At 68.0% G+C, this 25,858-nt stretch carries 18 protein-coding genes and 3 pseudogenes; 9 read left to right on the top strand and 12 right to left on the bottom strand.

Annotation, left to right across the window (positions count from 1 at the left end):
* Nucleotides 1-337: 337 nt before the first annotated feature.
* Both STRTU_RS35650 and STRTU_RS35645 read right to left on the bottom strand, forming a co-directional pair.
* Nucleotides 338-1,906, bottom strand: coding sequence for a transporter substrate-binding domain-containing protein (locus tag STRTU_RS35650; RefSeq protein ID WP_246241721.1), 1,569 nt, complete (start codon nt 1,904-1,906; stop codon nt 338-340).
* 2 nt (nt 1,907-1,908) lie between these two features.
* The gene (locus tag STRTU_RS35645) at nt 1,909-2,550 is read right to left on the bottom strand and encodes a serine/threonine-protein kinase (protein ID WP_159749570.1); all 642 of its coding nucleotides are present in this window, start codon (nt 2,548-2,550) and stop codon (nt 1,909-1,911) included.
* Nucleotides 2,551-2,749: 199 nt separating this feature from the next.
* Here STRTU_RS35645 and STRTU_RS35640 point away from each other — a divergent pair, with 199 nt between their 5' ends.
* Together STRTU_RS35640 and STRTU_RS35635 are read left to right on the top strand one after the other, a co-directional pair.
* On the top strand, nt 2,750-3,514 hold the full coding sequence (locus STRTU_RS35640) for an aminoglycoside adenylyltransferase domain-containing protein (protein ID WP_174879020.1): 765 nt from the start codon (nt 2,750-2,752) through the stop codon (nt 3,512-3,514).
* Between the two features lie 309 nt (nt 3,515-3,823).
* Entirely contained in the window at nt 3,824-4,915 is a 1,092-nt protein-coding gene (locus tag STRTU_RS35635; protein ID WP_159749566.1) for an endonuclease/exonuclease/phosphatase family protein, read from the top strand.
* 286 nt (nt 4,916-5,201) lie between these two features.
* Here STRTU_RS35635 and STRTU_RS35630 read toward each other — a convergent pair whose 3' ends face one another.
* The 7 genes and pseudogenes from STRTU_RS35630 to STRTU_RS36015 form a co-directional block, all read right to left on the bottom strand.
* Complete coding sequence (locus tag STRTU_RS35630; protein ID WP_246241661.1) at nt 5,202-6,530, bottom strand: LmeA family phospholipid-binding protein; 1,329 nt, start codon at nt 6,528-6,530, stop codon at nt 5,202-5,204.
* Between the two features lie 203 nt (nt 6,531-6,733).
* Entirely contained in the window at nt 6,734-7,579 is an 846-nt protein-coding gene (locus tag STRTU_RS35625; protein ID WP_246241660.1) for an urease accessory protein UreD, read from the bottom strand.
* Nucleotides 7,576-8,271 (bottom strand): urease accessory protein UreG, encoded by a 696-nt coding sequence (ureG, locus tag STRTU_RS35620; protein ID WP_159749562.1) that lies wholly within the window; start codon nt 8,269-8,271, stop codon nt 7,576-7,578. Before ureG ends, STRTU_RS35625 begins: the two co-directional genes overlap by 4 nt.
* A gap of 27 nt (nt 8,272-8,298) precedes the next feature.
* A complete protein-coding gene (locus STRTU_RS35615; protein ID WP_159749560.1) occupies nt 8,299-8,973 on the bottom strand; it encodes an urease accessory protein UreF in 675 nt (224 codons plus the stop codon).
* A gap of 113 nt (nt 8,974-9,086) precedes the next feature.
* The gene (gene ureC / locus STRTU_RS35610) at nt 9,087-11,048 is read right to left on the bottom strand and encodes an urease subunit alpha (RefSeq protein WP_246241719.1); all 1,962 of its coding nucleotides are present in this window, start codon (nt 11,046-11,048) and stop codon (nt 9,087-9,089) included.
* Between the two features lie 68 nt (nt 11,049-11,116).
* A pseudogene (locus STRTU_RS36275) lies at nt 11,117-11,419 on the bottom strand (urease subunit beta); the annotation flags it as partial.
* Between the two features lie 213 nt (nt 11,420-11,632).
* Nucleotides 11,633-11,926: pseudogene (locus STRTU_RS36015) on the bottom strand (urease subunit gamma); the annotation flags it as partial.
* A 487-nt stretch (nt 11,927-12,413) separates the two neighbouring features.
* On the opposite strand from STRTU_RS36015, the gene STRTU_RS35600 reads away from it, so the two are divergent.
* Nucleotides 12,414-13,598: an acyl-CoA dehydrogenase family protein gene (locus tag STRTU_RS35600; RefSeq protein ID WP_159749558.1), complete on the top strand. Its 1,185-nt coding sequence runs from the start codon at nt 12,414-12,416 to the stop codon at nt 13,596-13,598.
* A 162-nt stretch (nt 13,599-13,760) separates the two neighbouring features.
* Here STRTU_RS35600 and STRTU_RS35595 read toward each other — a convergent pair whose 3' ends face one another.
* The gene (locus tag STRTU_RS35595) at nt 13,761-14,816 is read right to left on the bottom strand and encodes an AraC family transcriptional regulator (protein ID WP_269777434.1); all 1,056 of its coding nucleotides are present in this window, start codon (nt 14,814-14,816) and stop codon (nt 13,761-13,763) included.
* Nucleotides 14,817-15,267: 451 nt separating this feature from the next.
* On the opposite strand from STRTU_RS35595, the gene STRTU_RS35590 reads away from it, so the two are divergent.
* The 4 genes and pseudogenes from STRTU_RS35590 (at nt 15,268) to STRTU_RS35580 (ending at nt 19,188) form a co-directional block, all read left to right on the top strand.
* Nucleotides 15,268-16,488, top strand: coding sequence for a styrene monooxygenase/indole monooxygenase family protein (locus tag STRTU_RS35590; protein WP_159749556.1), 1,221 nt, complete (start codon nt 15,268-15,270; stop codon nt 16,486-16,488).
* Between the two features lie 71 nt (nt 16,489-16,559).
* Nucleotides 16,560-17,774: pseudogene (locus tag STRTU_RS35585) on the top strand (styrene monooxygenase/indole monooxygenase family protein); the annotation flags it as partial.
* Nucleotides 17,775-17,816: 42 nt separating this feature from the next.
* Nucleotides 17,817-18,284, top strand: coding sequence for a flavin reductase family protein (locus tag STRTU_RS36270; RefSeq protein ID WP_371873714.1), 468 nt, complete (start codon nt 17,817-17,819; stop codon nt 18,282-18,284).
* A 355-nt stretch (nt 18,285-18,639) separates the two neighbouring features.
* The gene (locus STRTU_RS35580; protein WP_246241654.1) at nt 18,640-19,188 is read left to right on the top strand and encodes a 2'-5' RNA ligase family protein; all 549 of its coding nucleotides are present in this window, start codon (nt 18,640-18,642) and stop codon (nt 19,186-19,188) included.
* A gap of 249 nt (nt 19,189-19,437) precedes the next feature.
* Here STRTU_RS35580 and STRTU_RS35575 read toward each other — a convergent pair whose 3' ends face one another.
* A complete protein-coding gene (locus STRTU_RS35575) occupies nt 19,438-20,058 on the bottom strand; it encodes a ScbR family autoregulator-binding transcription factor (protein ID WP_159749551.1) in 621 nt (206 codons plus the stop codon).
* Nucleotides 20,059-20,157: 99 nt separating this feature from the next.
* Here STRTU_RS35575 and STRTU_RS35570 point away from each other — a divergent pair, with 99 nt between their 5' ends.
* On the top strand, nt 20,158-21,078 hold the full coding sequence (locus tag STRTU_RS35570) for a ScbA/BarX family gamma-butyrolactone biosynthesis protein (protein ID WP_159749549.1): 921 nt from the start codon (nt 20,158-20,160) through the stop codon (nt 21,076-21,078).
* A 236-nt stretch (nt 21,079-21,314) separates the two neighbouring features.
* Complete coding sequence (locus tag STRTU_RS35565; RefSeq protein ID WP_159749547.1) at nt 21,315-22,034, top strand: HAD family hydrolase; 720 nt, start codon at nt 21,315-21,317, stop codon at nt 22,032-22,034.
* Nucleotides 22,035-22,332: 298 nt separating this feature from the next.
* Here STRTU_RS35565 and STRTU_RS35560 read toward each other — a convergent pair whose 3' ends face one another.
* A complete protein-coding gene (locus STRTU_RS35560) occupies nt 22,333-25,782 on the bottom strand; it encodes a response regulator (protein WP_159749545.1) in 3,450 nt (1,149 codons plus the stop codon).
* Nucleotides 25,783-25,858: the final 76 nt, after the last annotated feature.

The raw sequence follows: 25,858 nt of genomic DNA, 5'->3' as shown, positions 1-25,858 counted from the left end.
CGGCTGCTCCGTCGGGCATTGTGCCCGGACATCACCTGTGTCAGCCGGCTTCCTGTGATGCCCTCCCTCCTGCACTGTGGACCAGAACCGCGGGGGCTGCCCTGGCCGTGCTCGGTGTAGTGCAGAACGGCAGGGCGCTCGGCGGGGACGGCGACGTCGGGCGCGGGATGTCTCCTTTGTCCGGGGCGGGCCGGGCAGGCCGGGCAGGCCGGGCAGGCCGGTTACACCGTAGGTGTCGACCGTTCTGCACGAGCTACCAGGTTGGGGGCCGGCTGCACACACCCCACCGGCCGCATCTCCGCCACGCTCCCCCTCCCCCGAGCGGCGCCCGGCTGTCCTACGGGCCCTCGTTGACGACCGCCCGCTCCACCGTGCCGTCCTCGACGTGCCACTTCTTGAGGATCTTCGCGTATTCGCCGTTCCTGATGAGGCGGTCGAGAGCTTCCTGTACGGCGTCGCGCAGGGCCGTATTGGTCTTGGCGACCGCTACACCGTAGAGAAGGGGTTCTAGCTGCTCACCGCTGAGTTCGAGGGCGGTGCCGCCTGCGCGGGTCGCGGTGGTGTGGGCCGCGACCGGGAAGTCGTCGAGGCAGGCCGTGGACCGGCCCTTGGCGACATCGTCGTAGACCTCCGCCGGTGAGTCGAACTCCCGGATCCTCAGCTTCTCGGGGACCTGGCGGTTCAGCTGGTCCAGGAGATCATGGGCGACCGTGCCGCGCTGGACGGCGACCTTCCTGCCGGACAGGTCTCCGGGGGCCTTGATGCCCTCCGGGTTGCCCTTGCGGACGACGAGCACCAGGTCGACGCCGCTGCCGGTCTTCGTGCCGTCCGTGCGCCCCTCCTGACGGTCCTTGGTGTCGGTCATCGCCGACATGACCAGGTCGAAGCGGTTCACGTGCAGACCGGTGAGGAGGGTGTCGAAGGCGGCGTTCACGAGCTTGACGCGCAGGCCCAGCTCACGGCCGAGAGCGTTCGCGAGGTCGACGTCGAGACCGGCGGGCTTGCCGTCCCTGACGAACTCCATGGGCGGGTAGGCGATGTCCGAGCCGATGGTGACGATGCCCTTGTCGCGTATCTCCTTCGGCAACCGGTTGGACGGGATCCCGATGGCCGAAGGGTTCCCGCCCGGCTTGGCGCCGCCGGACGGTTTCCTGCTGCCGCCGGGCTTGCCCCCGGCGCTCGTGCTGCCGCCGTCCCCGCCGTCCGCCTGAAGCACCCAGGCCAGTGCCCCGCCACCGGCTCCGACCCCGACGACGGACAGCGCGGCGAGCACACGGCGCCGGCTCGGCCCCGGGGCCGCGGACCGGCCAGGGGACGCGGTCTGCCCGGGGGAGAGCGGAGGCCGGGCCGGGGGGACGGCGTGCGGCCCAGGTGACGGAGCGGGGCCGTGGCGGTCCTGCGGCGGAGTGGCAAGGGCTGGGCCATACCCGTCCGGGGACGGAGTGGCGAGGGCAGGGCCGTGCTGGCCCGGGGGCGGAGTGGCGGGCTGCGGAGGCGTGGGGGTGCCCGTGGGCGGCGGCACGTCGTACGACGGCGGGGGCGGTGCGCCGTCCGTCGTCGTACGGGTCGGCAGTCGGTCGTAGGGGACGTCGGCGGGCGCCTCGGCCGGGGTCCGCGGCGCGAACATGTCCGGGGACCTGGGGTCGCTGAGCTGCGCGGACAGACGGCGCAGCTGTACGGCGACGGGCTCCGGAAGCCAGTCGCCGTAGGGGCCCGGTGCGCCCACCCGCGCCATGAGAGCGGGCAGAGCGGGCCGCCGCTCCGGATCCTTCGCCAGGCATGCCGCCGCCAACTCCCGCAGGACGTCCGCGAGTTCGTCGAGACGCGGCTCCTCGTGCACGGTGCGGTACATGAGGACCTGCGGATCGGCGTTCCCGTAGGGGCCGCCACCCGTCGCCGCGTACACGATCAACCGCCCAGCGCGAACACGTCCGCCGCGCCCGTGACCTTGGGGCCGGTCATGACGAGTTGCTCGGGCGCCATGAACCCCGGGGTGCCGAGGGCGGTGCCGGTCGTCGTCAGGGCAGTGTCCGCGGCGGAGTGCGCAATGCCGAAGTCGATCACGCGCGGGCCCTCGGCGGTGAGCAGGATGTTCGACGGCTTGAGGTCGCGGTGCACCAGCCCGTGCGCGTGTACCGCCGTCAGGGCGTGCAGCAGGCCGGCCGTCAGCAGCCGCACCGCGTGCTCGGGCAGCGGCCCGCAGTCGTGCACGGCGTCGGTGAGTGAGACACCCGGCACACACGCGGTCGCCATCCAGGGCACGTCGTCGTGTGGCGCGGCATCGACCACCGGTGCCACGAACGGTCCGCCCACCTGCTGGGCCGCGGATACCTCACGGGCGAAGCGAGCACGGAAGCCCCGGTCGTCGGCGAGTTCGGAGCGCGCGGTCTTCACCGCCACCGGCCGCCCGTCCGCCGCGCGGCCGAGATAGACCCGTCCCATACCGCCGCCACCGAGCAGCCCGATGATCCGGAACGGACCGATCTGCTGTGGATCGTTCTTCGCCAGCGGTCGCACCAATACCCCCACCCGTGCCAGGTTGTCCGACACTATGCTCCCCCACGGCCCGGCCGTCGGGGCAGCCGGACGGCCGCCCCTCCGGCACCGCGCCGCCCTCGGGACGGTGCACGGCCGGGATTCGCGCAAAGGCTGCTCGTGCGGTCTGTAAGGGGGTTCTCTCTGTGGGTCGGTGTGTCCCGCTCAGGTGCTGGGGTGGTCGCTGCGAATGGGCGTGTATGACACTGACGTGATGGATCAGCTTGGGCGGACCGTCGAACTCGTCTGCGACACGGTGGGGCCCGACCTTGTCGGCATGTACCTGCACGGGTCTGCCGTGCTCGGGGGTCTTGCCCCGGCCAGCGATCTGGACGTCCTGGCCGTGACACGCAGGAGTCTGGGGGACCGTCAGCGGCATTCACTGCTGGAGGGGCTCCTGCAGATCTCCGGCTTGATCTCCGGAGTCCGGCCGGTCGAACTCATCGTCGCTGTCCAGTCCGAGGTCCGGCCCTGGAGGTTCCCGCCGACGGGGGACTTCCTCTTTGGCGAGTGGCTGCGTGAGGAGTTCGTGGCGGGCGGGGTTCCGCAGCCTGGTCCGATGCCGGACCTGGCCCTGGTGATCACGATGGTCCTGGCGGGTGACCGTCCCCTGACGGGCCCGCGGCCTGCCGAGGTGCTCGACCTGGTGCCGCATTCCGACCTCGTCCAGGCGAGCGTCGCGGGCGTCCCGGAACTCCTGGCCGAGCTGGATGCGGACACCCGCAATGTCCTGCTGACCCTCGCACGCATGTGGACCACTCTCGCCACCGGCGAGCTCAAACCGAAGGATGCCGCTGCCGATTGGGCTCTCGCTCTTCTGCCCCCGCAGCATCGCTCTGTCCTGGAGCACGCGAGGAACCTGTATCTCACGTGCCATTACCAGGACGAGACGTGGAGCAATGAGCTGAAGTCCCAGGTCCGCCCGCATGTCGAGGACGTGCTGGCCCGCATCAACAGTCTGTGCCGCAGACAGGAGTGAACGGGTGGGACGGCTCCCCGCACCGTGGTTGCGGCTCAGCGTGGGATCCGGTCCGTCTTTTCCTGCGCCTGCGGTCTGAGGGCCGCCCCCCGGGACCTTGCGTCCGGCCGTCATCCGCCGCGCGTATGTCCGGGTCAGAAGGATCGGTGGATGTCACCTTCGGTGATCATCGCCCGCCGGGTCGGCGGAATACCGTTGCGAGGGCCCGCTCCGCTGCTGACGCCCCAGGGCTGCTCCCCCGGGAGCGCCCCTGCTCCGTTCGACAGCCATGGCCCGCCGTCGGAGAATCGGAAGTAGTGAGGAGGGGCGATGACTATCCGCATAGCCACTTTCAACTGCGAAAATCTCTTCCGGAGGCCCGCCGTTTTCGGCACCGGGAACGACCCTATACGGGACTCCGTGCTCGGGGACTTCAGGAAACTTGTCGAGATCCTCGATCACGACACGTATACGGCCAACGACAAAACAAAGATCATCGAGCTTCTCAAGAAGCACAGCGTCGATGTCTCCCAGGAAATCTCCACCCAGACGATCCTGGTGAACGAGCCGCGCGGACAGGCCCGGCTGCTCAAGGGCGAGGGCAGGAACATCGAGGTCAGGGCCGAGGTCACGGGACGGTCCTCGTGGGTCGGCTGGGTCGAACTCGTCAAGGCCGACCTCAGCTGGGACGCCGTCAAGAACACCGCCAGGGTGATCGCCGAGGTGAATGCCGACATACTGCTGACCGTCGAAGTCGAGGACCGGCTCACCCTGCACCGCTTCAACAAACAGGTGCTGACGGGCCAGTTCGACGTGGAGCCGTATCCGTTCAACATGCTGATCGACGGCAACGACATTCGCGGTATCGACGTGGGGATCTTCAGCCGGCACCCGATCACCTCCATACGCTCGCACATCTTCGACAAGAAGGATTCCCGGGACATCTTCAGCCGGGACTGCCCGGAATTCGAGATCGATATCGATGGCGAACCGCTCTGGCTCCTCGGGAACCACTTCAAGAGCAAGCTCGGCGGCGGAGGTGCCGACAAGCGCAAGCTCCAGGGTGAGCGCGTCGCCCAGCTCTACCGGGCCGCGCTCAAGCGCTCGGCCCATGTCGTAGTCGCCGGGGACCTCAACGACACCCCGGGCAGCCCGCCGCTCGCGTTCCTTGAGGCCACCAGCCTCAAGGATGCGATGACGCACGACAGTTACGAGGGGCCGCCCGGCACTCACGGGAAGTGCACGAACGCCAGCGACAAGATCGACTACCTGATGTTCTCGCCGCAGCTGTTCGCCAAGGTGGACACGGTTGAGGTGGAACGGCGTGGGATCTTCGAGTTCGGCACCCCGTTCGACACCGTGACCGGGCCCGGCGACCAGGCTTCCGACCACGGTGCCATCGTCGCCGAACTCGACCTGTAAAAGCAGCACGGCGACGCCGCGGGGCCCCGGGCGAGGCGAGGGCTGGTCGATCGACCCGGAAATGACCCTGTCCCCGATCCACTTCGCCGCGGGTACCTCCTCGGCACCGGCCGTCGCCCTCGCCGTCCGACCGCACGGTCCGCACCGCGGTGGATGCGATCACGCTGGCCGGCAGACCCGTGATCCTCCGGTCGCTGATGCTCGCCGCACGAGACGCGTTCCCCACCACACGACGTGATCGACGATCAGCAGCTCGACGCCTTACCGCCGGCCATGCACGAACTCGCTAGCCCACCGGTACGTCCTTGCCGGTCAGCTGCGCCCGAATGCCGTTCTTCGTCACGGAGATGTCGCGCAGCCGAATGTCGCCCGGCAGGTTGTCCGGCAGCTGAGCGGAGAACTCCATCTTCTGCGCGGCCTTCGGCTCCCGGAGCTTTTGCAGGCCCTGGATGAGCGAGGGATCGATGCCGGTGGGTTTGAGCAGCGACGGATGGTCCACGAGCGTGTCCAGCACGCGGCCCTTCATCATCTGCTGCGGAAGGACGTGCTTCCCGGTCGTCTGTTGCAGCTCGCCCTTGTCCATCTTGTCGGCGACGGGTGCCGTCAGCTGCAAGCCACCGCCCTTGCCCGGTATGTACGTGAGCAGGCCGGGCACCACCACGCGGGTGTCCCGCACGGTCATGCGCAGGCCGCGGTCCCCGGTGCGCTGCAACTGCGCACGCCCCCGAATCTGGGCCTGCTTGTCGCCCACCGGCACGTCGCCGCCGGCCAGCACGGTGTTCTTCTCGGGGCCGGGCATCAAGTGGATCTGCGACGCGCCGACTTCGCGGTTCAGGTCCTTGAAGTCCAGCAGGATGTCACCGCGCACCCGGCTCAGCACCGCGCCCTTGACCGAGGACGGCAGGCTGCCGACGATCCGGATGTCGTCCACCGTCCCCTTCACCTGAGCGACGGAGACCGGCCCGGCGTCGACATCGGGGACGTTGACCTCGACATGGCCGATGTTGCCCGCGAGCACCTCCCCGATCAACGGGAAGCTGTCGATGTGCACCTCGGGCTCGGCGCGCAGCTTCAGCGCCTTTTGCACCTGCCGCGCCGCCAGGTTCTCCGCGTAGAGCACGGCCCACCGGTCCCCGAGCGCAAGAAACGCAAGAACGACGGCCAGCGCGACGACCGCCTTCGCGGTCCTCCGCACGATCCGCCGCGGCTTGCGCTCGGTCCGCGGGTGCTCCTTCCCGTCGCCGGTGCTCGTGTTGTCAGTGCCTGCGTCGGCTGCGGTTGTGGCTCCAGCTGGGCCGATGACGCTGTTGTCGGCGCCAGTGGCCGTGGCCGAGGTCGTGCCACTGGCGGCGGTAGCGGCGGTGCTGGTGCCGACGCCGGCGCCCGAGTCCGTGTCGTTTCTGGTGACGGCGGTGTCAGCGGTGCCGGCGCTGCCGGGGCCTTTACCGGAGTCGGCGCCGGCGGTGTTGCCCTGGGGCGACGAGGCGTCCGGCTCTTCACCGCCCTGGGCCGGCGGCTCATCCGGGCCCTGGTGGTCCGAGGCCGGGTCGTCCTGGGCAGCGCGGCTCGCCGGTACCCGCGCCTTGGAGTCTGCGGAAGGTTCGTTGGAGAGCATCGCCACCATGCGACCACAGCCCAGGCACTGGAGCCAAGTTGTGCACAGTCTTCGAGATACCTACGCAGAGGGCGCCGAATCCGGAGTCGGTGCCGTGCCCGAGCGCTGCGTTCAGTTGAAGATGGCAGCGAAGCCGAAGGGGCCGCACGGACTGGCCCGGCGATGTGGTCCGCCGCCCACCGAGGGGCTGCGGACCGTCTGTACTACTCACCGAGGGCGTGTCTGAGGGCTTCGTCGAGTAGCTCTCGCAGGGCCGAGGAAGTCGGTGCGACGGCGGTGGCGAGCAGGGCCGGGCCGCCGGCCAGCGGCGCGAGGACCGCACAGCCGTCCTCGGTCGCTTCGCGGAGGAGGATGGGGGCACGGCTGACGTCCAGCTCTGGGTCCACGACGAGGAGTTGGCCGACGGCGCGGTGTCCGTCCAGGACTGCGGGGCCGTCCCAGCCGGGCGCCGGGTCTCCGTAGGCGGTGTGCTGGTCGAGCAGCGGGCGGCCGGCGCGGTGGACCCGGATGCGGCTGACGAGGTGGCCCGGTTTCTCGTTGGCTCTGCCCAGGATTTGCTCCTCGCGCAGCAGCAGTCGTGAGGTGGCGGCGAGACTGACGGTGTAGGTCTGTTGCAGGTTGCTGTCGGCCGCGCTGATCAGCGGCTGTGGCAACCAGCGCAGGCGGGCGTGCTCCCCGGCGGTCAGCCGTACGTCGTAGGTGGCCGGCGCGGTGGTGGGGCCGCGGAGGGCGAGTGTGGCGGCGGCCGTGGTGACGTCCAGTTCGGCCCGGTCTTCTGCGGTGATGTCGAGGGCGAGTCGGTCGCCGCCGAGCGGGGCGCTCATCGCGCCGATGATTCCCACCCTGGCGGTCTTCCCGCTGGTGCGCATGCGTCGTAGATGGAAGGGGCCGTCGCTGCGCAGTTGCGGGAGCGTGGTGACGCGTCCGTTGTACGTGGCGCGGATGCGGGCGGTGGCACGCACACCGTCCGGGTGTCCGCAGGTTTCCTCGATGCCGGCGGCGGGAGCGAACGGGGAGCCGGTTGCGGCGAGTTGGGCGCCAGAGCTCATGCCGACGCCTTCGCGCGCCACCGGGTGAGGTGCCCGGTGACCCAGTCGGCGATTGCGCGGATGCCGTCGTCGGAGGTGAGGCTGGTGAAGACGACGGGAAGGTCGCCGCGTTGCCGTTTGGCGTCGGCGGCCATGGTCGCGAGGTCGGCACCGACGTGCGGAGCGAGGTCGGTCTTGTTGACGACGAGGAGGTCGGCGGTGGTGATGCCGGGGCCTCCCTTGCGGGGGATGTCGTCGCCGCTGGAGACGTCGATGACGAAGATCTGCGCATCGACGAGGCCCTTGGAGAAGGTGGCGGTGAGGTTATCGCCGCCGGACTCGATGAGCACGAGGTCGAGGGGGTCGAGGGTCTCGTCGAAGTGCTCGACGGCCTCCAGGTTGGCGGAGATGTCGTCCCGGATCGCTGTGTGCGGGCAGGCTCCGGTCTCCACCGCGGTGATCCGCTCGGGCGGCAGCACGGCCTCGCGCAGCAGGAACTCGGCGTCCTCGCGAGTGTAGATGTCGTTGGTGACGACGGCGAGGGAGAGTTCGTCGCGCAGGGTGCGGCAGAGCGCGGCGACACTGGCGGTCTTGCCGGAACCGACGGGACCACCCAGGCCGATGCGGAAGGCACGGAGGCTGCCGTCCGTGCGCTGCGGCTCGGCACTGTAGGTGTGGCGGTGGGGCATGGTCACGGGGTGATCGAGGTGCATGGGAACTCCAGGAGGCAGGGGGTGGGTTCAGGAGGCGAAGAGCCGTACGGTCCAGGCGGCGTGCTGCTCTCCGGTGATGTCCAGCAGCGGGGCGGATGCCGACGGCAGGGCGTCAGGTCCCTCGGTTGCCACGAGGGCCGCCGCGTCGGCGGCGGCCGCGGCGATGGTGTCGGTCTCCGGGCTGAGGCGGGCCAGCAGCCGCGAGGCGTCGAGTGGGTCGAGGCTGAGCAGGCGCACCGCTGCGGTGGCCGGGCCGCCGACGGTTTCGTACGCTGCGGCACAGGCGGCGTCCTGCGGGGTGAGCCCGGCGGCCCGAGCGGCGAGACCCTGGACGATGGGCTGATGGGCACCCTGGGGTCGCTCGGCGGCCAGACGGTCGAGTTCGGCGGACGGGAAGGTGGCGCGTGCCGCGCGCATCATCTGCCGGCCGAGCTTGCGGGCCACGGCGCGCAGCGCGGGGACGGGGGTGCGTGCGTCGGCGGCATCGTCCAGCAGCAGCGGATCGCATCCGGCGGCGGCCGCGGCAGCCAGGCCGGCCGTGGTCAGTCCGGTGGTGTGCAGACGCCCGCGGCAGAAGGCTTCGAGGCTGTCGATGTCGTGTACGGCTTTGTGAGCGACTGCGGCTTCGACGCCGCCGGAGTGGGCGTACCCGCCGGCGGGGAAACGGCCGTCGGCCAGCAGGAGCAGTGCGGCACGGCTCATGGGCGAGCGGTTGCCTTTCGCAGGGTCGGAATGTGTGCCGTGGTCCTGGCGGGCACAGGTGCCTGCCTGGACCACGGCCGCGGTGACGGCGTCGTCGGCCGGGTAAGGGCCGGTCAGAAGAGGAAGTACCGCTGGGCCATGGGAACTTCACTGACGTAGGTGCGCGGTACGGTCGCTCCGTTGATTTCGGTGCGGGCGTCCCCTGTGGTCGCACCGCCGATGGTGACCTCGAAGCTGTTGTGGTCGACGTTGAGACTCTCCGGCACCATGTCGTTCAGCTTCATGTCGGCCTTGGTGACGTCCCGGATGCTCGTCGAGATGTCCACGAACTTCTTGGTGAGGCCGAGCCCACCGATCTTCATCTCGGTGACGTTCCCGCTGCTGTCCTGGACGGTGACGACTCGCGAGTTCAACGTGTCGGCCACTCCCGGTGCCACGAAGTTGTACGAGTTGCTCAGGGGGGATCGGCCGGTGGAGCCCCAGACCGCCCGCGGCAGGAAGGGCTGCGGTGTCGTGATCGACGCGTTGGCGTCGCCCACCTGCGCATACGCGAGCTGCCCGCCCTTGAGGACCATGTGCATCTTGACGCCGAAGAACTTCGGCTCCCAGAGCACCAGGTCGGCGAGCTTCCCGGTCTCCACAGAACCGACGTGACTGTCGATGCCGTGCGTGATCGCCGGGTTGACCGTGTACTTGGCGACGTAGCGGCGCGCCCGGTAGTTGTCGTTCGGGATCAGCCTGTCTGCGTTGTGCGAGTGGTCGGTGTCGTCGGCGATCGGGCGGACCTTCGCGCTTTCGAGGTCCTCCTTCAGAGGGCCGTAGCGGGATTTCATGACGTGCGCGGTCTGCCAGGTGCGCATGACCATCTCGCCGATGCGTCCCATCGCCTGGGCGTCGGAGGACATCATCGAGATGGCGCCCATGTCGTGGAGCAGGTCCTCGGCGGCCATGGTGGACGGCCGGATGCGGGAGTCGGCGAAGGCCATGTCCGCCGGAATGTCGGGGTTGAGGTGGTGGCAGACCACCATCATGTCGATGTGTTCCTTGACGGTGTTCACCGTCAGGGGGCGGGTCGGGTTGGTCGAAGCGGGCAGCACGTTCCTCTCTTTGACCAGCTCGATCATGTCCGGGGCGTGGCCACCGCCGGCGCCCTCGACGTGGAAGATGTGGACCGAGCGCTCCTTGCCGTCCTTTGTGAAGGCGTTGCGAGTGCTGTCCAGGAACCCGGATTCGTTCAGTGAGTCCGCATGCAGGGCCAGTTGGACCTTACGGCTCTCACACACGTCCAGCGCCGCCTCGATCACAGCGGGCGTGGCCCCCCAGTCCTCGTGGACCTTGAAGCCGATGACCCCGGCGTCGACCTGTTCGTTGAGGGCATCCGCGTTCACGGTGCTGCCCTTGCCGAGCAGGCCGATGTTGACCGGGTACGCGTCCAGGCTCTCGAAGACCCGGCTGATGTGCCACTCGCCCGGGGTCACCGTGGTGGCCGTGCTGCCCTCGGCGGGACCGGTGCCGCCGCCGATGAGCGTGGTCACGCCCGAGGCGAGGGCCTCGTGGATCTGCTCCGGGCAGATGAAATGGACGTGGGTGTCCACGCCGCCCGCGGTGAGGATCCGCCCGTTGCCGGAGATGACCTCGGTGCTCGGACCGACCACGAAGTTCGTCGGCTGCACCGGCAGCTTGTCGCTCGGGGACGTACGAGTCGGCATCTCGAACGCGTCGTCCGGGATCGGGTCCATCGTCTCGGGGTTGTACGCCTTGCCGATGGCGACGATCTCACCATCGCGGAGCCCGACGTCGGCCTTGACCACACCCCACCAGTCGAGGATCAGCGCACCGGTGATGACCGTGTCCACGGGCTTGCGGCCTTCGGCATCCCCGTCCCTGGGGATGTGGGACATGCCCATCGACTCGCGGATCACCTTTCCGCCGCCGAAGATCATCTCGTTTCCGCTGTGCTTCGGCCCGCCGCTCCAGTCAGCCTCGATCTCGACGGTCAGAGCGGTGTCGGCCAGGCGGACGCGGTCCTTGGTGGTGGGCCCGTACAGAGTGGCGTACTCGGTCCGCTTCAGCACGTTGCTCGCCGCCGAGTTCTCCGGGGAACTCGCCGACCTGCCGCTCGACAGGGTGGTCTGGTTGTTGCTCACTGGTGTGTCTCCTCGCGCAGTCCCTTGACCTGTCGGTCTCCCCGGATCTCCACCAACTCGACGCAGCACTCGTCGCCCGGCTCGAAGCGCACAGACGTACCCGCGGCGATGTTCAGCCGCCGCATCCGCGCCGCCTCACAGTCCTTGAGCTCCTGGGGCGGCTCCAGCTCCGGACCGGAAGGGACCTCGACCCTGAGGACCTTCAGCCCCGGGTTGACCTCGGCGAAGTGATAGTGGGAACCGACCTGGATGGGGCGGTCCGACATGTTCTTCACCCTGACCCTCGTCCTGCCCACGCCCGGCAGCGTGGTGGCGTCTTCCTGTAGGTCTGCGTTGAACTCAATCGCCTTGTACCAAGACGCGGCCTCCGCCTCCCGGCACTTGTCACAGCACGTGGACGAGTCGTCGCCGCTGTCGCCGTCGCAGTCGACCGGGCAGTCCGGCTTGCGAGGCGGCCGGGGGTGCTCGACCTTGCCCGGGTACACATCGGGTTCCTCTGTCGCCTCCGGGAAGGGATCGTGAATGGTGACCAGCTTGGTGCCATCCGGGAAGGTGGCCTCCACCTGAACGTTCTTGATCATCTCCGGAACGCCGTCCATCACCTCGCCCCGGCTCAACAACTGCCGGCCCGAGTCCATGATGTCGCTGACTGTCTTGCCGGCGCGCGCCTGCTCAAAGACGTGCACGGTCAACAGGGCCATCACCTCGGGGTAATTGAGGAGCAGCCCACTGTCGCGGCGCCGCTGCGCCACGTCAGCCGCCACATGGATCAGCAGGCGCTCCTGCTCGTGCGGAGTCAAATGCACGATGAGCCGTTTCTCTTGAGCGGACAGTGCATGCGACCGGGCATGCCGAAGGACACAGACAGAAGACGTCTTCGGACGGCTCAGTCGCGCTTCGATCATCAGCGGAAGAAGTCATCGAGAAGTCCACGTCACGGATCGTGTACACGATCAGGTGACGCGGACCGCGAGCTGATCCGCACCTTGAACCAACGACGGTGACCACGCCGTCCGACAGCGCCACGTTCTCCCGTCCGGCGCTGGCGACGGCTGCCGGCAGCGCGTGCGCTGCATCGTCTGGTCCTGGACGAACTCGGCTCCGCCGGAGCGCTCCGGTGAGCCGGCGCTCGATTGCAGCGACGGCCGGCAGAACCGCTGGGTCCTTCTTGCGGCGACGGCTGCCTGTCACACCCCGACTCAGCACGGGAATTCTTTGAGCAGGCCGAGGAACCGTACGCTTTCTCCCCTATGGTGACGCTGACTCAATACTGACAGCGAGGAGCAACCCTCCATGGCGGCCTCGACCGAATTGCACGTCAGCCCGGAATTTCCCGCGATGCTTGAGCGGATTGACGCACTCAGCGGGGCACTTGAGGCGGACGCGGACGCGGCCGAGGAACTCGGCAGACTCACCGAGGACATCGCGCGGGCGTTGCTGGGTGGCGCCGGGGTCGTGAGGGCCGCACTACCGCGAAGCCTCGGCGGCTATGAGTTCTCCCCACGCCAATTGATGGAGACAGTCGAGCGGGTCAGTTACCACGATTCCGCGGCCGGCTGGACGACGATGGCGCTGCAATTGACGACCGGCACCACCGCGGCCTATCTCGATGCCGTTGCGGCGGCCGACTTGTTCCCGGATGTCGCGGGTGGGGACCACGCGTTGTTGGCCGGTCACGGCACCCGGCCCGGCCGGGCCGTCCCGGTGGAAGGTGGATATCTGGTGAGCGGCAGTTGGCAGTTCGCCTCCGGTATGGCGCACGCCACCCATATCCACAGTGCGATCCAGGTCGAGGGCACCCGGGAGCTACGGGTGCTGGCGATGCCGAAGTCGCAGGTGGAACTCGTCGACAACTGGGATGTGCTCGGGCTGCGTGCGACGCACAGCATTGATTACCACTGCGCCGATGAGCTTGTCCCGGCGACGTACACGTATCTCGCCACGACGACGGACCCGGTCAACGGCGGCGCGATCTACCGCCTCGGATTGGTCAACATGTCCGCAATCGGACACACCGGTTGGGCGCTCGGTGTCGGGCGGCGCCTGCTCGATGAGCTGAAGTTGGTCGCCGCGGCCAAATCCGGCACACGCAACGCCGCCGTCGACACCGCGCAGTTCCACGCGGAGTACGCGACCGCCGAAGCCAAGCTTCGTTCGGCACGGGCGTGGGCGATGGAGGTATGGCGAGGTATCGAAAACACCCTGGATGCAGGCGAGTTGACGAGTACCGAGCAGGACACTCTGCTCAGGCTGGCGCTCAACCACGCGACGTGGACCGTGCAGGACGTGGGCCAGACGGTGCACCGATGGGCGGGAACGGCAGCGATCCGGCGCGGGCCGATCGACCGGTTTCTACGTGATCTCGGCACAGGCACCCAGCACATCACCTCAAGCCCCACGGTCCTGCAGAACTGCGGGAAATGGCTCAGCGGCGCGCAACCCCAAGCGCACTGGGCATTTCTCGACTTGACGCCGTGACCACCAGGACGGCGAGTGCGGACCGGCACGAAGGGGAGCCGGTTTTCCCCGCATTGTCAGGACTGAGGACAGGCATAACGGCCTGCATCGTCCTGCCCGCTGCCCGCTGCCCGCTAGTCGCTGTCCGCTGATCGACAGGGCGGTCGAAAGACCGACCTCCTCCTATGACCGCAACGTCTCCGAAGGCGACTCCCCGAATTGTTGGCGGTACGCGAGTGAGAAACGGCCGGGGTGCAGGAAGCCCCAGCGGGAGGCGACGGCGGTCACGGTCGCGGCACCCGGGTCGGAGGCCAGGAGTTCCTTGCGTACACGGTCCAGGCGGACCTCGCGCAGGTACGCGAGCGGCGTGGTGTCGAGGTGCCGGCGAAAGCCCTCCTGAAGGGCCCGTACGCCGACGCCGACGCATTCCGCGATCTCCGCGACCGTGAGCGGCTCGGCGGCGTGTCCCTCGATGACCTCCATGGCCCGGCGGACCGCGGGCGGTGCGACGCGCGGCTGCTCGCCGAGCAGCGCCGACGTGTAGTTGTTGGGCTGGGCCATCAGCAGCTGGGTCATGAGGAGTGACTCAAGCTGCCTCGTCACCAAGGGCTGGCTTGTCATGCCACCAGGCCCCTCCGCCTCCCGGCGCATGAGATCGACGATGTTGAGCCAGGACCGGGAGCCCGGTGTGGTGAGGTTCATGCCGAGCGAGAAGAAGATCGGTCGGCGTACGGCGCGGCCGAGCAGACTGCCCAGGTGCGATTCCAGCGAGGACCGATCGAACCACACGATCAGCTGCGGATTGCCGTCACCCCAGCGCATGTCCAACTTTCCGGTCGGAGAGGGGACAGAAGCGAGTTCCGGGGAGGAAATGATCTCCTCGCGGCCGCAGGTGATTTCGGCGTAACCGGCGAGCGGGATCTGGACGAGGAAAAAGCTCTCCAGATCGCCCGGTGTAATCCGGACTTCCGTTCCGTAATCGAGGTAATAGAGACCTGTCCGATCGAAGGGTGCGCCGTGCAGCCGGGCGTCTAGCGTCGCCGAGCGCCGCGTGATGCGCAGGTCATGCGGACAGAAGGCACGGCCGACCTCGGCCCGCGCCTCCCAAATGTCCGCTGTATGGAACCGCTGGTGATTTGCGAGGGGGGACTTTTCAGCGGGCATGTAAACCTCCACCGCCGAGATGCGCGATCGGGACAGCAACCCGCGTGATCCGGATAGCGGGGGTGATCTTGCCATACCAAGATTGCCCCCTGGCCACCGCGGACCCGAGAGATCCTGGGAATCAACAATGCAGGGAGTGCCGGGCCGGACTGCGCTCGTCAGAGGCGGAGTCACGCCCAGCGGACAGCCCGCCGCATGCGCGCTGTGCGTATTACGCACAGCCGACGCGGCGAGGGCTGCCAAGGCCGTACCCCCGCACGTCGCGGCACCCTTGCCTCTGCTTCCCCGGCTCGCCGCTTCGGCCGGGCCCCTTTAGCCGGCCGGGTTACCCGGGGCTCATCCCCCGGTCCTACGGGTGACCCGGCCTCCCGCGGCTGCCCGCCATCCCCCCTCGGGCGGGCAGCCGCATTCCGCACAGCCGCTGCCCACTCGTCGATGCCGCCGCGCGCCGAAACGGTGCACAGCGCACGGCACTGCACGGCGCTGCTCAAAAAACCGCACACCCCAACCCCCGGAGGTCCCCCTCATGCGCAAGATCACCATCGTCGGAGCCGGCCAGGCAGGTCTCCAGCTCGGCATCGGCCTGATCGACCACGGTTTTGACGTCACCCTCGTGTCCAACCGCACCGGAGACCAGATCCGCGAGGGCCGGGTCATGTCCAGCCAGGCCATGTTCGGCACCGCGCTGGCCCACGAGCGCAACCTCGGCCTCGACTTCTGGGGCGACGCCTGCCCGTCGATCGACGGTCTCGGCGTGAGCATCGCCGACGGCCAGGGCGGCCGGGCGCTCTCCTTCGACGCCCGCCTTGAGGCCACCGCCCGCTCCATCGACCAGCGCGTCAAAATGCCGCTCTGGATGGGCGAGTTCGCGCGCCGCGGCGGCCGTCTGGAACTCTGCGAGGCCGGCATCGAGGACCTGGAGCGCTACGCCGCCGAGTCCGACCTGGTGATCGTCGCGGCCGGCAAGGGCGAGATCGCGGGCCTCTTCGAGCGGGATGCCATGCGTTCCCCGTACGACGCTCCGCAGCGCGCGCTGGCCCTGGCGTACGTCACCGGCATGGCAGCGCTGCCCGACCGCCCCGGCGTCAGCTTCAACGTCATCCCCGGTGTGGGTGAGTACTTCACCATGCCCAGCCTCACCACCAGCGGCCCCTGCGACATCATGTTCTTCGAGGGCATCCCGGGTGGCCCGCTCGACTGCTTCGACGGGCTCACCCCCCACCAGCAGCTGGCGAAGTTCCAGGAGCTGCTGCGGACGTACGTTCCGTGGGAGGCCGAGCGCTGCACCGGTGTCACGCTCACCGACGAGAACGGCACCCTCGCGGGCCGCTTCGCGCCGACCGTCCGCAAGCCCGTCGCCACGCTGCCCTCCGGCGCGCAGGTGCTCGGCCTCGCCGACGTCGTCGTCCTCAACGATCCGATCACCGGCCAGGGGTCCAACAACGCCTCGAAGTGCGCGGCCTCCTACCTCGCCACCATCCTGGACCACTGCGAACGCCCGTACGACGCCGCGTTCATGGAGCTGGCCTTCGGCCGCTTCTGGGACAACGCGGGGGCCGCCACGACCTGGACCAATGCGATGCTCGGCGCCCCGCCACAGCACGTCCTGGAGCTCTTCGGCGCGGCGAGCGCCAACTCCCGCATCGCCGCCCGCTTCGTCAACGGCTTCGATGACCCGCGCGACTTGTTCCACTGGTTCATGGACCCGGTCGCCGCGAAGAACTATCTGGCCGAGGTCGGCGCCTGAACGGCCCGCCAGGACCAGCGAACTGACGCTACGTCAGCAATAGATACGTAACGAGAGCAGGACAGCAGGACATGAGAAGGATCGCGGTGGTCGGAGCCGGGCAGGCGGGTGCCCAACTAGCCCTGGGCCTCCAGGCGCACGGCTATGACGTCACCTTGGTCACCGACCGTGACCCCGACGAGATACGTCGCGGCCCGGTCATGTCCAGCCAGTGCATGTTCGACACCGCGCTCCAGACCGAGCGCGAACTCGGCCTGCACCACTGGGAGGACCATGCCCCGGACATCTCCGGCATCGCGTTCTCTCTCATCGGTCCGCACGGCACTCCGGACGTCTCCTGGCGCGCGCCGTTGGAGGGTCCTGCCCACTCCGTCGACCAGCGGGTCAAGTGTGCCGCCTGGATAGAGCAGTTCGCGGACGGCGGTCGCGGCGAGATCGTGCTGCACGAGGCGGGCGTCAACGACCTCGAATGGTACGCCCGTACGCACGATCTCGTCGTGGTCTCCACGGGCAAGGGCGAGCTGAGCCAGCTCTTCCCGCGCAACCCCGAACTCTCCCCGTACGACCGGCCACGCCGTGCGCTGGCTCTGACGTATGTCACGGGAACGGCACCGCGGGAGGGAGAGGACGCCGTCCACTACCGCTTGGTCCCCGGCGTCGGCGAATACTTCTCCTTCCCGGCCCTCACCACCACCGGACCCTGCGACATCATGGTCTTCGAGGGCGTCCCCGGCGGCCCGATGGACTGCTGGGACGACATCCGCACGCCTGAAGGCCACCTCACCCGCTCACTGGAAGTCCTCCACCGGTTCTTCCCCGACGAATACGAGCGCTGCCGGCACGCCCGACTCACCGATAACAACGGCGTGTTGCGCGGCAGGCTCACTCCGACCGTCCGGCGCCCCGTGGCCCGCCTGGCCTCCGGTCGGCACGTCCTCGGCATGGCCGACGCCGTCGTCCTCAACGATCCGATCACCGGCCAGGGTTCGAACAACGCGGCCCAGGCCGCAACCCACTACCTCGACAGCATCCTCCGCCACGGCACCGCCGAATTCACCCCGCAGTGGATGCAGCGCACCTTCGACAACTTCTGGCGGGGCTGGGCTCAATGGGCCGTCGGCTGGACCAACTCCCTCCTGGCCGACCTGAGTCCCCACCACCGTGACCTTCTGACAGCGGCGGCCGAAATCCCCTCTGTCGCCGGCGCCCTCGCCGCCGGATTCGACGACCCGCGCACCCTCTACCGCTGGTGGTTCGAGGAGGCCGAGGCACACCGCTTCCTCGCCGAGAAGCGCGCCCAGCACGCCGCCCGCTTCGACGGCCGCGAACTGCGCCGCGCGCTGGGCCAGTACGCCACCGGCGTGACCGTGGTGACGGCCCGCTCCCCCGACGGCCGCAACGTCGGCATGACCGCGAACTCCTTCACCTCCGTCTCGATGAACCCGCCCCTCGTCCTGTGGTGCCCCGGCAAAAACAGCCCGAGCCTCCCGGACTTCACCGACGCCTCGCACTTCGCCGTCCACATACTGGCCGCCGACCAGCACCACCTCTCCCGCCAGTTCGCCACCCCGGCCGACGACAAATTCCGCGGAACCCCCACCACCCCCGGCATCGCCGGCACCCCCCTCCTGGACGGCGCGGTCGCCCGCTTCCAATGCCGCACCGTCCAACGCCTCGACGCCGGCGACCACATCATCTTCCTCGGCGAGGTCGAACAGTACGAGGCCGAGGGCGGCACCCCTCTGGTGTTCCACTCGGGGTACTACCAAGTGGCGACGAAGCATCCAGATCTGTGAGCGAGCATGCGGCCAGACATGCCCCTCGCAGCCCGGCCGACCGGCCTTTCTGGCACCTCGCCACCGCGCATCTGCACCGGCTGCTTGAACAGGCGGGGGACGGGGCCCCGGTCCGGATGCGGAGACCGTGACCGTCGCGGCCATCGCCTGCCGCGGCCATCGCCTGCATCGAATATGCCAGGGACGCCGGCCTGTACGGCCGGCGGTCCTTGAAGGCCGCTCAAGGGTCCTCGGTACCGATCACATCGACACCCTGTGGCCCCCTCTGGACGGTTTTCCGAGCCCGATTTGGGACCATGGCCAGGTGAACGGGAATCCGGATCTCGGTGGGGCCGAGCCGGTAGATGCTCTTGAGGTGGCGCCGACAGCCCGGACGGCAGTGGCGTGGCTGCCGCCGCGGAAGCTCTGGCCGGTGATTCAGGACATCCGCTGGGAACACGATCCGCAGGTACGGCGGTGGCCGCCGCATGTGAATCTGCTGTTCGGTTTCGTGCCGGAGGAAGCGTTTGCGCGGGCCGTGCCGCTGCTCTCCGCCGGGGCGGCCCAGAGCACGGCGTTCACGGCGCGCCTGGCCGGAGTGCGGTTCTTCCGGCATCGGCGCTACGCGACGTTGTGGCTCGATCCGGCTGCGGCGGACCCGGCGCCGTGGGCCCATCTCCACCGGGAGCTGGGGCTGCGGTTCCCACTTTGCCACGGGCGCGCCGGCCGCTTCACCCCGCATTTGTCCCTCGGCCGCACCCAGGACCCGAAGCGCCTGGCCGCCGAGTGTGCCGTCCGGCTCGGCGCGCTGTCGGCGGTGGTCGAGGAGGTGGTCTTGCTCTCCCGACGCGGCGAGGAGCCCATGCGGCCGCGGGCCGTGATCACACTGGGCACGGGCGAGGTCCGCCGACCGCAGGAGTGCTGAAGCGAGAGGTCGATGGCGCACGCCAGCGCCAGGCCGAGGCCGGTGCGGACGCGGTACGCCCCCGTGAGACCGCACGGAGGACCGCCGCAGCACGGGTGCTCTCACCGGGCACCCCGCACAGCACACCCTGGTGCACGGCCACACCGCCCCGACGATCCTCGCGGCCCATCCACTGGAACAGGGAACAGGCGCAGCTGCCGACTGCGGCCTTCCTCAACGTCTGCAAGATCGGTGGGCGTCGCGCGCCGCTCAGCGCACGCGATCGAGCAGACCGGCGGGATCAGGCTCGGCCTGGAGGCCGCGGAGCAGCAGAGTCCACAGGTCATGCAGGCGCTCCTCGATGTGCCGGCGTCCCTCCAGGGCATCGGAGACGGTGTGCAGACCGAAGAAGGAGCAGACGATGCCGTGGGCGGTGGCGGCAGGTGGCACATCGGCAGCGAGTTCACCGTTACGGGCGGCTTCTTCGAGTAGCTGTGTAACGGCTTCGATCCAGCCGAGGAACGGTGCGGGGAGCTGGGCGTCGATGGCTTTGCGTTCGGCCCAAAGGCGGGCTCCGGCCCGGACGACGATGTCATCTCGAAAGGCGCGTGCCACCTCGAAGCTCAGCCCGACGAGTTTCTCCAAGGCCGGCAGGCCGGGCTGCCGGAAGCGGCTGATCAAATGCGGCCAGGTGGCGAAATGTTCCTCGACGATGGCGAGGGCGAGCTTCTCCTTGCTGGCGTAGTGAAAATAGATGGCCCCGCTGGTGCGACCGGAATACGCGCTGATGTCGCTGATGCTGGTACCGGCGTACCCTTTCTCGTCGAACAAGGTTGCCGCCGCCTCAAGAAGGAACCTGCGCGTCGCTTCCGCCCGGATCTGCACGTACACCTCAAACGTTGTTCTCGCTCCGCCGGAAGGCAACCTACCGCTCCCCGCGCCCTGGAATTCAAGGGTGCGCATGTTCGAATTTCGGTATTCCCTGGTCGTATGAGCACCTCAACGGTCAGGGTCGTCGGAAAGAGTGAGCCGCTCAGCTGGTCCCGTACCGTCGAGCGGGAGCTGGTGCACCGGACCTCGGTGGCAGAGGTCCTCCTTACGGATGTACGACCGGCCGATACCCCGCACGCCTTCCTGGCGGCGGCGTCATGGCCACGCGCGCATGCGACGTTCCCCCGCGACGGGTCGCAGCGGCACAGCCCGCTGATTCTGGTGGAAACACTGCGTCAGCTCGGTCTCTACATTCCCTTGCGGTTCTACGCGGTTCCGGAGGTCTTCCGTGCGGTCATCACCGACCTGTTCTTCCACCTCAGCCCTGCCGACGAGTTGCCGGCCCGCGCCGGAGCGACCGAAATCACCTGCTCGGCACGGGTCAGCGCCGTACGGCGGGCGCCGGACGAGTCCGCCGTCGGACTGCGACTGAATGTCACCTTCGCCGCGTGCGGGGTGACCTTCGGCCAAGGTGGCGGGGGCGTGCGGTTCCTGGACGGCGCGCGCTTCACCGCGCTGCGCGCCAGGAGCGCGGTCGATGCCGTCCCGGCTCGCCCTCCGGAGGGCGGGTCGCGCCCGCCGGCCGCACAGCTGACCGTGAATCACCCGCATGATGCGCTCCTCGCTCTCGACCAGGGCGAGCTGTTGGTCTCGCCGGCCGACCCGCTGCACCCGTTCTTCTTCGACCACCCCACCGATCACGTGCCTGGCATGGTGCTGTTGGAAGCCGCCCGCCAGGCCGCCTCGTACCGCAGCCGGGGCAGGCTGAGCCGGCCCCTTTGGGGCCGGCTGAATGCCTCCCGGTTCACCGAACTGACCCCACCCGCACGCGTGCTGTGCACCCGGCACGGCTCGACGTGTGCATTCCGCATCCTCCAGGGCGGCACAGAGACGGCTTGCGGAACCTTCAATTATACGTAGAACACACAATATTGACATTTGTGAATTGGTTGACCTTTCTGCGCTTCCATCCGTAACGTAACGATCGTTATTTTCCGGCTGGAGCGGAAGAACTCTTCGCCATGGGAGCTGCCTTGGGAGCTGCCCTGCCGGAATCCCTCGGCCCGATGCCGGGCGTCCGTGAAACCGACGCTGCCCTGCCTTCCTCGCGACCGGTCGCATCGGCGCCTTCGGGCCCCATCAGAACGGAATCCCGAATGACCGCAGACAGCATCCTTTCCTGGACCCCCGCGGCCGTCGTTTTCGACTGCGACGGCACGCTGATGGACACCGAACGCCACTGGGAGGACGCCCGTGACATGGTGCTACACAGCTACGGCTGCGCGCCCTCGCACGAATTCGCGGAAAAGGCGCGAGGGCTGCACTACACCGAATGCGGGCGCTTAATGGCCGATGTGGCCGGGCGACCGGAACTGACCGGGGACATGACGGAATCATTGCTCAAGCACTTCCGTGAACTCGTCGCCGCAGACCCCACCACCATGCCCGGGGCGCCGGAATTGGTGCATTCGACCGTGCAGTTCGCCCCGCTGGCCGTGGCCAGTAACTGCCCACTTGAAGTCGTCGAGTCCTGCCTGGGAATGGCTGGACTCCGGGATTGCTTCAGCCACATTGTGGTACCCGACGACACCACGAGACCCAAACCTCACCCGGACGTCTACCTCACCGCCGCCCAACTCTGTGGCGTGGACCCCGCTGACACGCTGGCCGTCGAGGACTCCCACTGCGGCATCCAAGCTGCCGCAGGCGCGGGCATGCGGGTACTCGGAGTCGGTCCCCGCCCCAGCGACAGGGAGACGGCATTGGCCGACTGGTGGGTCCACTCGCTGGCAGAGCCGGCGGTGCAGGGATGGGCCGACGCCCGCATCCCTGCCCAGGGCACTGGACCCACTGGGCCCGGGACCACGACGGCATGACGGCGGCCCGGCCCGCGGCAGACTCCATGACGGGCCGCGGGCCCGGGGTAGGAGAACCCGGCGCCCCCCGAAGCTCCAGGGCGCCGAAGACCGTGGCGCGTGGGCACACCCGCCATCGAGGGGGCCTTCGCGCCCGGCTGGTTCACTTTCATGGTGGCGCCCGGCGCGACCTCCCTGTAGTAACCGGCTATCAGCTTGGGATCGGCCACAGCGTCCACCCGGATCCAGAAGTGGGTGGGGTGGTGCCTCTAAGGGCCCGACGGCCGGTTCGTCATCGCGCTTGTACGACACCCCAGCGTCACCCTGACGAGCCGAAGTCACCATGAGTGGGCTCGCCCCGGCGTGCACAGCGGGCGAGTGCGTTGCCCAGCTCCTTGAGATTGATGGGCTTGGTGAGGTAGTCATCCATCCCGGCTTCGATGCACGGCCCCCGATCGCCCTCCATTGCGTTGGCAGTGACGGCGACGATGTATGGGCGACCCTCGCCCGGCCAACGCGAGCGGATGCGCTGGGTCGCCTCCAGGCCATCCATCTCTGGCATCTGCACGTCCATGAGTATCACGTCGTAGGTTTGACGTTCGAGCGCAGCCAATACCTCCAGACCAGTGCTCGCGACGTCGGCTCGGTATCCGAGTTTGTCCAGCAGCAGTACTGCCAGCCGCTGATTGACCGCGTGGTCTTCCGCGACGAGGATCCGCAAAGTTCCCGGGGGCACGCTCCGATGCTTTTCAGGCGTGCGCTCCACGGCAGACACAGGACCGGCCAACTGCCCTGTGAAGACGCTGATGATGGCGTCAAAGAGCTGGGACGGCCTGATCGGCTTGGTCAGGTAGGCGGCTATCTGGGAATTGGGGAGGTCGTTGCGCTGCTGACCGAGCGAAGTCAGCATGATGAGCGGGATGGAGCGATGCTGCTGGGTGGCCTGTACGGTTTCGGTGAGGGTGGGTCCATTCCCCTCCGGCATCTTTGCGTCAAGGATGCCTAGGTCGAATTGGGCTCCGGCCGAAAGCCATTCGAGCGCTTCGGCCGGTGACTCGGTGGTAACCGGCTGCATGCCCCATGACGCCATCTGTGTCATCAGGATCTGACGGTTGACCGCGCTTCCATCGATAACGAGCACCCGCTTTCCCGCCAGCTCCGGCCTTGCCTCCGGTACACGGCCGCGCCGCCGGACGGCTGCCGTCTCACCCTCGACTGTGAAGCGGAATGTCGAGCCCTCACCTTGCTGACTGGATACGAAGATCGTCCCGCCCATGAGTTCACACAGGCGCTTTGAGATGGCCAGGCCAAGACCGGTGCCCCCGTAGCGGCGGGTCGTTGAGACATCGACCTGACTGAACAGATCAAAAAGTCCGTCGATTCGATTGGGCGCGATGCCGATTCCGGTATCCCGCACAGCAAAGTGCCATCGGTACCTCGGGGACGCGGTCGGCCCGGCGCCGGCGTCTGCCAGAGGCTCGGCGTCGACCGTGACCACTATCTCGCCTCGTTCGGTGAATTTCACCGCGTTACTCAGCAGATTGAGCAGCACCTGCCGGAGGCGGGTGACGTCACCCACCATGCCCTCGGGCGCATCCGGGTCAACCAGGCAGGCCAACTCAATGTTCTTCGCGGCTGCCTGGGCGGCCACGAGTTCGAGCGCGGTCTCAACGCACTCGTCGACATGGAACGGCTGGTGCTCAAGCTTGAGTTTACCGGCCTCGATCTTCGAGAAGTCGAGAATGTCATTGATCAGCGTGAGCAGGGCTCCCGCGCTCTCACGGACGATGCCGGCAAAGTCGCGCTGCTCGTGGTCGAGTTCCGTGTCGAACAGTAGTCCGGTCATGCCGATGATCGTGTTCATCGGGGTACGGATCTCGTGGCTCATCGTCGCCAGAAAAGTGCTCTTGGCGTTGTTGGCGCTCTCGGCTGCCTCCTTCGCCTGCTGCAGCGCCTCCTCGGCGCGTCGCTGGGCTGTGACGTCCGAGAAGGCGACGACCGCCCCACGAACCTCCCCCTTCTCACTGATCGGGTAAGAGGTGCAAGCTACAGGAAAGACAGTTCCATTGCGCCTTCTGAACATCTCCCCCTCGGTCTGGCGCCCACGACCGGTCCGATACGCCGCACAGATCGGACATTCCTCGATCGACCAGAGAAGACCGTTGCGCTGGGCGTGGCTGCACAGCTCGTGCATGTGATTGCCGACCAGGGAGTCGGGTTCGTATCCCAGTATCTCGGCTGCGGCCTTGTTGACGAACGTGCAGTCTCCCTGGAGGTCGGTAGCGTAGATACCTTCGGCGGTCGATTCCAGCAACAAATTGACGTTGCGTGCCGCAGTCTCTGCACGCATACGGTCCACGACTCGGCCAAGCTGCGTGCCTATGTTTCCCATCAGGTCGAGCAATACCCCGTCGGGCTCGGCCAGCTGGAATGAGAAAAATTCCAGCACGGCGACGACTTCGTCGCCCACCAGCACGGGGAATCCCATGGCGGCATGCACACCGATGTCGTCCGCATGGCCGACTCCGGAGAATTCAGGGGTCTTGGTCACATCGACGATCCACACAGCCTTACCGCTGGCAAATACACGTCCGGGCAACCCCTTTCCAGGGGTCAGCGGGCTGGCTTCCCTTGCCTGCCGAAATGACCGAAACTCTGCAGAGTCATCGGAGTGCCAGATCTGCGAGGGGACCAGCTTGGCGCCCTCGGCCCGTGCCGCACCAGGGGCGAGCCAATATGCATGGCCCACCTGCCAGCCGGTGTAGCCGCAGACGAGGTCGAGGACAACCTGCGTCGCCTCAGTCAGGTCAGCGGCCTCGTTGGCGGTGACCGCGACGCGTTGAAGCAGCTCAAGCTCTCCGGTTCGGAGCCGTACCCGCTCAGTCATGCCGTTGAAGCGCGTGGCGAGTGAGCTGATCTCGCTGACGCCCCCGACTGGCGCACGCACACGCAAGTCGCCCTCGGCGATGCGCGCAGTAGCGTGGTCGAGCATGGTGACCGGACGGATGATCGCTCGCCGCGCCACAACCGCGACGACCCCCATACCGCACAGCATCACCAGTGCGACGCCGACCGCTGCCGACGAGTATCCAGTCGCCCGGCCGACTGCCTGCGCGGTTTCTCGGTGTGTACGCACGTCGACCAGCTCGAACACGCGTCCTATCGGTTGCATGATCTGAGCCTTGGCGTGATGGTAATCAGCGCCGTAGAGCAGTGCGGCAGCCCTGTCCCGGCCGGCGGCTGCCCTGGAAGTTCCGGCGGTGCTGTCGATCTCGGCGAAGGCCGCCTCTTCGATTCGCGCCAGAGCGTCGGAGCGCGACCGCGCCGACTTGAGGAGGCTCAACTCTTGACCGGTGAACCCTGCCCGCGCGGCCAGCGTATCGAAGCTGGCAGCCGGTCCAGAGGAAGTGGGTCGCCGTCCGGTGTCGGTGACCACATCCCAGTAGACACGGTCGTACTGCTCGGGGCGCGGTGCTCTACCGTCACGAATAGCCAGGATCTCGACGAAGTAGTCCCGGTAACGTGACTCTCCGGTGACCGCGTACGTCCTTGCCATGCGGGTCAGGTCATCGGAGGTCTGGCGCAGTTCGTCTGCCAGGCGCAGCGATTCCGACCGCCGGCTCTCGGCCCGTGCAGCGTCCTGCATGCTCTGCACAGCACCCACGCTCAGGGTAAGCACAACGGCAAGCAATAGGGCATTGACCAGGACGAAAACACGTACGAGCATTCGGAGCGACACACTCACACGCCGCCCCACAGAACGCTTCATCGCCACCACTCCTCCGACAGGACACGCCCTGGCGTCTCTCGTCGATCTCGGTGTGTAGCCGGCTCTCACACCCTAA

The sequence above is a fragment of the Streptomyces tubercidicus genome (genome assembly GCF_027497495.1).
Classification (GTDB): domain Bacteria; phylum Actinomycetota; class Actinomycetes; order Streptomycetales; family Streptomycetaceae; genus Streptomyces; species Streptomyces tubercidicus.
The sequence above is the reverse complement of the archived record's forward strand: the minus strand, read 5'-3'. Positions and strand labels throughout refer to the sequence as shown.

What these genes read in the sequence shown, in the direction of transcription:
- STRTU_RS35640 (WP_174879020.1), top strand. Translation starts at nt 2,750, where the DNA reads ATGGATCAGCTTGGGCGGACCGTCGAACTCGTCTGCGACACGGTGGGG.
- STRTU_RS35635 (WP_159749566.1), top strand. Translation starts at nt 3,824, where the DNA reads ATGACTATCCGCATAGCCACTTTCAACTGCGAAAATCTCTTCCGGAGG.
- STRTU_RS35630 (WP_246241661.1), bottom strand. Translation starts at nt 6,530, where the DNA reads ATGCTCTCCAACGAACCTTCCGCAGACTCCAAGGCGCGGGTACCGGCG.
- STRTU_RS35625 (WP_246241660.1), bottom strand. Translation starts at nt 7,579, where the DNA reads ATGAGCTCTGGCGCCCAACTCGCCGCAACCGGCTCCCCGTTCGCTCCC.
- ureG (WP_159749562.1), bottom strand. Translation starts at nt 8,271, where the DNA reads ATGCACCTCGATCACCCCGTGACCATGCCCCACCGCCACACCTACAGT.
- STRTU_RS35615 (WP_159749560.1), bottom strand. Translation starts at nt 8,973, where the DNA reads ATGAGCCGTGCCGCACTGCTCCTGCTGGCCGACGGCCGTTTCCCCGCC.
- STRTU_RS35600 (WP_159749558.1), top strand. Translation starts at nt 12,414, where the DNA reads ATGGCGGCCTCGACCGAATTGCACGTCAGCCCGGAATTTCCCGCGATG.
- STRTU_RS35595 (WP_269777434.1), bottom strand. Translation starts at nt 14,816, where the DNA reads ATGGCAAGATCACCCCCGCTATCCGGATCACGCGGGTTGCTGTCCCGA.
- STRTU_RS35590 (WP_159749556.1), top strand. Translation starts at nt 15,268, where the DNA reads ATGCGCAAGATCACCATCGTCGGAGCCGGCCAGGCAGGTCTCCAGCTC.
- STRTU_RS35570 (WP_159749549.1), top strand. Translation starts at nt 20,158, where the DNA reads ATGAGCACCTCAACGGTCAGGGTCGTCGGAAAGAGTGAGCCGCTCAGC.
- STRTU_RS35565 (WP_159749547.1), top strand. Translation starts at nt 21,315, where the DNA reads ATGACCGCAGACAGCATCCTTTCCTGGACCCCCGCGGCCGTCGTTTTC.
- STRTU_RS35560 (WP_159749545.1), bottom strand. Translation starts at nt 25,782, where the DNA reads ATGAAGCGTTCTGTGGGGCGGCGTGTGAGTGTGTCGCTCCGAATGCTC.